7 protein-coding genes and 1 pseudogene are annotated in these 8,572 nt (G+C 66.7%); 2 read left to right on the top strand and 6 right to left on the bottom strand.

Annotation, left to right across the window (positions count from 1 at the left end; translation table 11 throughout):
* Positions 1-1,380: 1,380 nt before the first annotated feature.
* The 6 genes and pseudogenes from ACJA3G_RS23140 to ACJA3G_RS23115 form a co-directional block, all read right to left on the bottom strand.
* Positions 1,381-1,828: pseudogene (locus ACJA3G_RS23140) on the bottom strand (NUDIX domain-containing protein).
* Between the two features lie 157 nt (positions 1,829-1,985).
* Positions 1,986-3,518, bottom strand: coding sequence for a recombinase family protein (locus ACJA3G_RS23135; RefSeq protein WP_406554946.1), 1,533 nt, complete (start codon positions 3,516-3,518; stop codon positions 1,986-1,988).
* Positions 3,519-4,390: 872 nt separating this feature from the next.
* The gene (locus ACJA3G_RS23130) at positions 4,391-5,098 is read right to left on the bottom strand and encodes a restriction endonuclease (protein ID WP_406554945.1); all 708 of its coding nucleotides are present in this window, start codon (positions 5,096-5,098) and stop codon (positions 4,391-4,393) included.
* Positions 5,099-5,222: 124 nt separating this feature from the next.
* Positions 5,223-5,420, bottom strand: coding sequence for a restriction endonuclease (locus ACJA3G_RS23125; protein WP_406554947.1), 198 nt, complete (start codon positions 5,418-5,420; stop codon positions 5,223-5,225).
* A 54-nt stretch (positions 5,421-5,474) separates the two neighbouring features.
* Positions 5,475-5,825: a hypothetical protein gene (locus ACJA3G_RS23120; RefSeq protein WP_406554944.1), complete on the bottom strand. Its 351-nt coding sequence runs from the start codon at positions 5,823-5,825 to the stop codon at positions 5,475-5,477.
* The gene (locus ACJA3G_RS23115; protein ID WP_406554943.1) at positions 5,822-6,043 is read right to left on the bottom strand and encodes a hypothetical protein; all 222 of its coding nucleotides are present in this window, start codon (positions 6,041-6,043) and stop codon (positions 5,822-5,824) included. The genes ACJA3G_RS23120 and ACJA3G_RS23115 overlap by 4 nt, the downstream gene beginning before the upstream one ends.
* Before the next feature lie 1,076 nt (positions 6,044-7,119).
* On the opposite strand from ACJA3G_RS23115, the gene ACJA3G_RS23110 reads away from it, so the two are divergent.
* Both ACJA3G_RS23110 and ACJA3G_RS23105 read left to right on the top strand, forming a co-directional pair.
* Positions 7,120-7,839: a transposase gene (locus ACJA3G_RS23110; protein ID WP_406554942.1), complete on the top strand. Its 720-nt coding sequence runs from the start codon at positions 7,120-7,122 to the stop codon at positions 7,837-7,839.
* Entirely contained in the window at positions 7,803-8,156 is a 354-nt protein-coding gene (locus tag ACJA3G_RS23105) for a transposase (protein ID WP_406554941.1), read from the top strand. Before ACJA3G_RS23110 ends, ACJA3G_RS23105 begins: the two co-directional genes overlap by 37 nt.
* Positions 8,157-8,572: the final 416 nt, after the last annotated feature.

The following is an 8,572-nucleotide window of genomic DNA, read 5'->3' as shown; positions in this document are numbered from 1 at the left end:
ACCCCCCTCCCACCCCGTCGAGCGGCGGAACCGCACCGAGCCCGGTACGAGCCCCGCCGCATGCCGAGCCCCACCATACGGCCAGGCCCGCGTCGCCGTGGGGAAAGCCTTGAGGGAGAGCCATGGGGGAAAGGGCGTCCCGGCACCACGAACACCGACCGGAATGGGAGTTGCCGGCTCCGCTGATAGCGTGTGCCGTCCCCGGGCGGCCCAGGGCGGCAGACCGCCAGGTCAACACTGACCGCTGCTGAACGTCGCCTCCAGCAATCGGGCGTGAGGGGCTGGCGTACGTCCGCCCTGTGAGCACGATGGCCACCGCGGCGGCGACCTGATCGCTGGGCTGATCAGCTTGCCGATGTCGGTGCCGGTGTCACCTTTCCTGCAGCCACTCTGAGCACGCTCGGGGAACAACAAGGGGACCCCCTCGCGGGTGGGTGTGCAGGAGGACCCGGCGCGGTTCGGGACATGGGGAAGGGCACGACTCTGGGAGCCGGGGCATTCGGGGTGGATCAGGCGTCTTCCTCGTCCAGCGCCTTCAGCACCTCAGGAGGAAGCGTCGGCCCGTGCGATACGGACACCGTGGTCATCATCGGCGGAGTGCTGGCCTTCCGTAGGGCGGCCATCTCATCCGGCCCACTCGCTTCGAAGTTGCACAGGTAGCAGCCGAAGCCGTTCGCGGAGTAGTGCGTGTTCGTGGCCGTCCGGCTGGCCAGCTCGAACGTGAGGAGTCCTTGACCGCCGCAAGCCGGGCATGCGCCACCCGAGGTCTTCAGGACAACGGTGCCGTCCTTCAGGTACTCCGTCGGCCGGACGAACCACTCCTCGTTGCGGGGGCTGGGGCGCCTTGAGAGCGCCCTCCTTGGTCTCCGCCGGAAGGCCGACGAACCGGTCTTCGAAGGCGTGTCGGGCCTGGGCGGTCCGGAGCTGGACGTCACGGAAGACCTGATCCTCCCGCTCGTTGACGGCGGCCTTGACCGCGTCCGTCCACCGTTCCCAGAAGGTGTCCAGCGGCTTGCCGAGATCACCAAGCAGCGCCGCGACCGTCCGCGCGAGGGGAGAGATCATCCCCTTGGCCAGGGTGCTGTCAGGAGCGGTGTGAGCTGCTCCGTTGCGCAGCTCGATCAGCAGGTCGAGCTACGGCCTCGCGGGCCGCCAGCACCATATAGGCGTCATCCCCTCCACTCTCATTGGGAATAGGCTGGCCACACTGGAGGCTGGCCAGGCGATCAGCCACCTCCGCATCGTGGGTCGTGACCCGCCAGGTATCCAGTACTTGGGTCCGCTTCCCCGCGGCCAGGCGTCCTTGGAGGAATTCGCCGGCGTAGTCGGATGTGCATGTGTGCCATGCGGATTCCTGTAACAGCGGGCGGTGCTCCCGACCTACGACGCCGTGTCCGGCGCCATCCCGTGCTCCAGATACGGGGTAGTGCCGTCAGCCGGGCCTGAAGGCCGGCAGCGATTCTCCGGACAAGGCGGGGGATGGTGAGGTCCGGAAGCTGTTCGGCGTGGTGGAAGCCGAAGCTGCGGAGCTCGTCAGTACGATCTGCTGCCGGTGGTCCGCGCTGAGACGGCCGCCGTCGAAGAGGTAGAGGACCTTGTCGACCTCGCCCGGATTCGGCGCCCAGTCCACGACGAGCAGGCGGCCGACGAAGGGCCTGATGCCCAGCTCTTCGTGGACTTCCCGCACGCAAGCGTGACGCGGAGATTCCCCCTGCTCGACGTAGCCGCCGGGGGTGTCGCGGTAATCCTTGTAGGTCGGCTCGACGAGCAGGACCCGGTCGGCGTCGTCGAAGAAGAGGGCGCCGGCTGCCATGCGCGGGCGGGCCATCTTCACTTCGTGCTCGTTCTCGCTCACGGGACGGACCCTAACGCCGCGCCGAGCCCGCAGGCTCGGCCGCCACAGGCTGCAATGAGCAGTCCTGGATGCCGCGGGTCCAGCTGGCGGTCGGTTCCCGGCCCCCAGGCGGAGACCCATCACGCGCAGGTCAGCTAGTGCGACGCGAGGGGACGGTAATTCTGTAGTTGGCCGGAAGGGAAAGTGACAGAGAGTAGACGTCACCGGAGGCTGGCAGGCGAATAGCCAGCTTCGTTACCTGGAACAAGCGGAGAAGGAGAGGCTTCGGCGCTGACTCCAGATTGGTGATCAGGAAGGGGAGATAAGCGAGGAGGTCGGTGTGAGCATTCCGTGGCAACGCTGCCAGAGCTTCAGAAAAGTATGGGTTTTCGGGATGTGGTGTTGAGTCACTGGGAGCCTGCGAGCCGGGGGTGACAGCGAGAGCCAGCTCTCCTGTGAGGCGATCGAGGTGACGCGGTCCGAGCAGGCGGTCGGAGTACAGCCTTGCCACGGCCTTGAACAGCTTGGATTCATTGGCGTAGCGAGCTCTTGGATGCCCGGCATACGAGTCGGGGCGCCCCCGGTTGTTCGCCTTCGGCCAACACACGTAATAGGTAATGCCCTTGCGGTGATTTCCGTGAAGGCGCCGCCCGCAGAAACAGAACACCCTGCCGCGCAGCACGTAGCATCGCACTTCCGCAGTGGTGGATGGTCGCGATTTACTTGGGGATCGTCGGGCCAGCCGGCGGGCGGTAAGCTCGTCAAACATCCACTTCGGGATCAGGGGCTCGTGGACAGGGCAGGGAGACCACACCCACAGCGCAGGGTCGTTTACCTTCCCGCTCCTAGAGCGCGAAGCCCGTCGATTGAACACTTGATAGCCGGTGTACTTCGGGTTTCTGAGGATCTCGCAAACCGTCGATTTCCCCCAGGCTCCGCGAGCGCGGACACCCCCTGGCGGCTGCGGGGGTGGGTAGCGTTCCAGGTCTGCATTCAGCAGATCTGTAATAGCTCCGTACCCTAGCCCGTCGAAGTAGCGCCAGGAGGCGATCTGTGTCACGGTCTCAGCCCGTAGGCCGTCGGGCACGAGCCGGCTCTTCATCGACCCCTTGTCCGCCTTGACCGGATTCGGGTTCCGGTACCTCTTGGCGGCGTATCCGTACGGCGGCTTCCCGATGTTCCAGCCCTCGCGGATGTGTGCGCACAGGCCGCCCCAGGACGTCTCAAGCGCGTTGTACACCTCGTACTCAGCCACCGACTGGTTGATCCGGCGCTGCAAGATCTGCTGCGACCTGCCGCCGTCAAGCCTGATCGACTCATTCCAGGCGAATAGCGGGACGCCCGAATTTTCGAGCGTGCGCTCGATGGACAGACTCTCAAACATTCCACGGGCAATCCGTGACGTGCTTTCAGAGATGGCGACATCGAACCGCCTGCTCTTGCTGGACGCCTCCCGGAGGAGATCGGCGATGCCGCCGTCGCGCGCGATCGGGATGTCGAATTTCTCCGCGCCCGCCCCGTGGCCGCGTGCCCCCAAAGGCAGACGGCCGGATTCGATGTCGAAGAAATGGCATGTGATGGTCCAAGTGTCGGGGATCGCGGACCTGCATCGCTGGAGCTGCCGAATTAGCGAAAGGCGAGGGTCCTGGCTTTCCTCGGTTGATGTCCGGCCGATCCACGCCACACGAACATCGCCTCTCAACAGAAACGCTGGAAGCGCGAATGGTGAGACGGCCAGGTCGGAGAACCGGGCGATACCCGGTGTGATTGCTTGTGGGGAACTGTCTGCCCGCAGGGGCTCTTCTTGCCCAGTCACTGGCTATCCGCCCGTTTGTCGCGTCCTCCTTCTGCCCCCTGTTCACGCTCGGCCCATAGGAGTAGCTCGCAGAGGGCGATGGCTAGTTCATGGCGAAGTTGCACTCCCTGCATCCCCCCGATGTAAGTGACCGTGTGGCGTGGGGATTTGGAGCTGATGGGACCGTCGGACGACAATCTCTTGTTGCTCATGTGAATCAACTCGGGATCGATAGGCTTGTGGTGTGGTTCGCATCTCTTCTCCCCGGATGGGTCCTCGTGTAACCGATGCTGGCTATGCCTCTTTCGAGTGGTGAGATGAGGCTCCGAGCATTTGACGGTGAACGGCATGCCTGTTCATCTTAAGAATTATTCGATGCCTCTTTGTTCCTGCGTCGAATTCTTGCGCTTTCGCTCAGCTAAGACGGCGGAGCTTTCCGTTTCTGTGGCTGCCAACGGTCATCGGGATGCCAGGGTCGTGATTCCGAGCAGGTGCCGGACGGGGCGCAGGCATCAGCGCGGTGTCGTCTTCGACTTGGCGGGCGAGTGTGCCTGGGAGTCTGGCGTGCGGGTGCAGCGGCGTCTACCAGGGGATTGCGCCCGAGTGTTGGAAGGACACCAGGATCCAGACGATCAGGGGGATGAGGATCAGGAGTATCAGGCAGCCCAGTGACTTCGCCCAGGCTGCGGTCTGTCCTCGTGGTTCAGGGGGCATGGGCAGGATTCTCCTTCGGCTGTGTCCGACGGGCGGGTGGAGGCACGTCAGGTGAGGACGTGGACGGCTTGGTACAGGTGGGTGCCATGCGCCCACTTCTTGATCTCGGCGCAGCCGAGAACGGTGATGTGGTGCTGGCGTGCGAACGTGGCAGCGGGCTCGGTGAACCCGGCCAGGCCGATCATGATGGCCACGTCGGCGCCGTGGTGGGGCCGCGCGGTGCCGTTGAACTGCTGCACGTGCCCGGAGGTGACCCGTGCGCGGTAGCGTTTGCACTGGAGGATGACGAGGTCGCCGTCGCTGTCGACCGCACGGACATCGGCGCCCAGGTCCCCTGCTCCGCCAACGCGCTGGACGTCGGTGAATCCGTCACGGACCAGGAGCTCGGCGCACGCCTGCTCGAACTCGGTCGGGCTCATGGCCGCCAGCTCCCGCATGCGGAAGGTCACGCCAACGTCGGCCGTGTCCGGTTCCAGCGCGGGTGGGGTGGCAGGCAGGGGTCCGGCGTAGGCGCCGGCGAAGCCGAGTACGGCGAGTACGGCTCTGGCTGCGGCCACGAGCGTCACCAGCGCGCCGGCGCAGATGAGGGCGGCCCACCAGGGATGGCCGGTGAGCCATGCCCAGGGTCCGTTGAGTATCCATGCCACGGCGGCGCCGGTCAGCCACTTCCACAGCATCTTGCCGAGTGCGAGGGCGAAGACGCCGTAGAGCAGTGTTTTCAGGAACGGATCGAGACGGCCGTCCTCGTCGAACATGACCACCCTCCAGGGCGCGTTGAAGAGCTGGAACGAGGCTGTGGGATCAGGCGGCGCGGCGAAGCATGCGGCGCGGACGGGTGGGCAGGGCGAGCAGTTCGTGCAGGGCGGCACCGTCCTGGGCTCACTGGTGCAGCTGTTCGCGGTTGACCAGGTGGATGTGGTGGCGCGCACCCCAGGCCCGTGCATCGCGAGTGAAGCCCCAGTTGGTCACGACCACCGCATGCTGCGCGCCATGCACGGGACCGGCGGTGCCGTTGACCGGGTACAGGACGGGAGCGCCGACCTTGGCGCCGGTGCGGGTGTGCTTGGCCTGGAGCACTGCACGTCCAAGAAGCGGATGCTCGGCCGTCACGTCGGCGGCCTGGTCGCCACCTCATCCAACCCGCCGTGCACGCCAGCCGTCACGGATCATCAGGTCGCGCAGCGCCTCCTCGAAAGCGGGGTCGTCCATGGCGTCGAGCTGCTCCGCCCGCAAGGACAGACCCACCCGGCGGACACGGTCGCGGCGTTGTCTGCTCCGGGCGAGGCCCGCGCGCAGCGCCCCGGCTCCAGCGACGACAAGGAGGATGAGCGACGGCCATTGCCAGTGCGTGACGAGGGCACCGAGGAGGACGCGTAGCCCAGGCAGCAGCAAGGCCGTGCCCGCCGCGAAGGTGAGGCCGGCGGCGGCGAGTTCGGCGGGTCCGCGCGGGCGGCGGATACGCAGCCGGCGTCGGCGGCTCATCCGCGGGACGGCGCGGGCTGAGAGACGGACGGCGTGGGGCGCTGCTCGGTCGGGGTGTTGGCGGAAGTGTCGCCGAGCCCGAAGAACTTGACCCACAGGACGGCGAGGGCGATGAGCCCGACCGTCAGCCAGCCGGACATCCGGCGCGCACCGCGCGGTCCTGGGTTACGGCGGATGTGGGCGCGAACGTGGTGATAGCCGGCGGGCGGCTTCGACATGGCGGGCTCCCCTCCCGTGATCACGGGCCGCACCCAGCGGCCCTGAAGCTGTGTGTACCAAGGGGCACTGACAACTCCGGGCGGATCATGGGCAGTTGTCGCAACCGCGCGGCGGGATCTCGCCAGGTGCGTCAGTACGGCGCGTGAGCGAGTGGCCGACTGGACGAAGCAAGCCGTTGTGCTGCAGCTCTTTCGGCTTGGACCAGGTTCGGCCGACGCTCCGTTGCGGTGGATGCCGGTGGTTCAGGATGCTTCACGGGCTCTGATTAGTCCGGTCACCGGAGAGGATGCCGGCGAACGTTGGCGGATTGTGGTCGCCGTATCCTCGTCGTAGAGGCGGGTTCCCGTGTTGAGCCGACAAGGCCCCAGGCACTCGTCGGGACATTTCCCAAGGGCCCGGTCGTGGTCGCCCTGTCCGTCGATTTCGCCAACGTGGTGCGCCAGCCCCTGAGAGTGGCTATCTCCGGACTGTTCGCCTGTCGGGAGAATGTGCCGCTGGGGGGCATGGCCCTGCGGTGTGATGCCGCCGCACATCGAGTGGGGGCGAGCCGCCAGTGCTCGCACGCCGGCGGCCGGGACCGGCCACCTGGTGGAGGAGCGGGAGGAAGTCTGCGAGGGGCAGCTGGTAGGGCGGGCCACTGGGCAGTCCGTCGATTCCGGTCACGGGCGGATGGAGAGTCAACTCATCGTTGTCCCGTCCAGAGCAGGTTCGGTGCCGGTTCGGACGAAGTCTCTCGGGAGCGGTCGGGGCATGCGGTGGCGCTGAGGGCAGTGGGACGGTTGCGTAGCACTGTTCCGGACGGGGTCTGACTCATGACTTTTTTGACCGAAGTGTCTTGTCACGGGCATGTCGACTGCCGTTGTGGATGGTGCTTGCTGTCACCGAGCCACAGGGCGTGTCCCAATAGGGGCCTTGCCGTCTTTCAGGCGCCATCATGGTTCAGACCGCCCGACCGGCAGGTGCCGGCCACCCAGCACATCACCACGCGGGAGGCAGACCACCATGACGATCAGACAGCGCAGCACCTCTTCCAACCAGCACAGGCCCGCCCGCCGGGGGCGAGGTCGTCCTGGGTGTGGACACGCACGGAGAAGTTCATGTCGCCGCAGTGGTCTGCTCGCTGGGCCAGACCCTGGGCATCAAGTCCTTTCCGGCTACGGCGGTCGGCTACCGTCGGCTGCTCGCCTGGGCTCGCAAGTTAGGCACGGTGCGCCGGGCCGGAGTGGAGGGCACCGGTACCTTCGGTGCGGGCCTGTCGCGCTACCTGCTGGCGCAGCAGGTAGTGGTGTTCGAGGTGAACCGGCCCGACCGCTCGGCTCGTCGGCTGCTCGGGAAGTCGGACCCGCTCGACGCTCAGGCCGCCGCGCGGGCCGTGCTCAATGGTCGCGCCAGGGCTCGCGCCAAGACCGGCGACGGTCCGGTGCAGAGCGCCCGGATGTTCAAGATTGCCAAGGATTCCGCGGTCAAGGCGCGCACTCAGGCGATCAACCAGCTCAAGGCCGTCCTGGTCGTAGCCGACCCGGCCCTGCGGGAGCGACTGTCCAGCCTGGGCAACCGCGCACTGTTCCGCACCTGCGCACGCCTCAGCCCGCGCGAGGGCGAGGCCGGTGGGAGCGATGAGGACCCTGTAGCCGAGGCCACTCGCATGACGCTGAGCATGCTGGCTCAGCGCATCGAGCAGCTCACCGGGCAGATCGACGAGCTGAATCAGCGACTGCCGGGCTCGTTGAACGCCATGCCCCGCAGCTGCTCGCGCCGGTGGGTATCGGCCCGGACTCCGCTGCCACGCTCCTGATCACCAGGGGCGACAATCCCGAGCGGCTGAGCACCGAAGCGTCTTTCGCCGCCCTGTGCGGAGTCAGCCCCATCGAGTACTCCTCGGGCGGCCGGAGCTCGCACCGGCTCAACCACGGCGGCGACCGACAGGCAAACGCCGCTCTGCACCGCATCGTGTTCACCCGCCTGCGCCACGACCCGCGCACCAAGGCGTACTACGAACGCCGCACCCGGGAGGGCAAGACCCGGCGTGAGATCATCCGATGCCTCAAGCGATACGCCGCCCGCGAGGTCTTCAACCTGGTCAGGACGGTCTCGACCGACCCCCCGTTATAGGGGCGTCTGTGACTGCTCGACCGCCCTCGTGCCGAAGCGGATGGCGCCCCGGATTTGACGCTCCGACCTCGTGCGCACGCTGTTGGCGCACCAGGACATCGTCGGGGTCTCACGGCCTCGTACCGCAAACCCCCTCGGACTTCCTGTACCTGGAGAGCGTCAAGCAGGATGTTGAACAGGCGGGGCACCGAGTCTGCCATGAGGGGCCGCAACTCGGCGGACCTGGCTAGGAACGTGGCAGGCTTAGGGGCATTTGCCAGCGCGGTGGCCCATGTTTGCAGCACACTGCCGACATGGGGAGATGGTCGCGGTGGGAGGAACTCGCCCGGGACCCACAGGTGTTCGAGGACGGGGTGTCGACGCTTCTTGGGATGGTGCATCCCGGTCTGCGTCATGTGGACGGGGCGGGCGGGGAC

Source organism: Streptomyces sp. YS-3 (assembly GCF_045257485.1).
Classification (GTDB): Bacteria; Actinomycetota; Actinomycetes; order Streptomycetales; family Streptomycetaceae; genus Streptomyces.
Note: the sequence above shows the minus strand (reverse complement) of the source record. Positions and strands in the feature narration are given on the sequence as shown.

Coding starts and splice junctions, on each gene's coding strand:
- ACJA3G_RS23120 (WP_406554944.1), bottom strand. CDS start 5,825: ATGAGCCGCCGACGCCGGCTGCGTATCCGCCGCCCGCGCGGACCCGCC.
- ACJA3G_RS23130 (WP_406554945.1), bottom strand. CDS start 5,098: ATGTTCGACGAGGACGGCCGTCTCGATCCGTTCCTGAAAACACTGCTC.
- ACJA3G_RS23115 (WP_406554943.1), bottom strand. CDS start 6,043: ATGTCGAAGCCGCCCGCCGGCTATCACCACGTTCGCGCCCACATCCGC.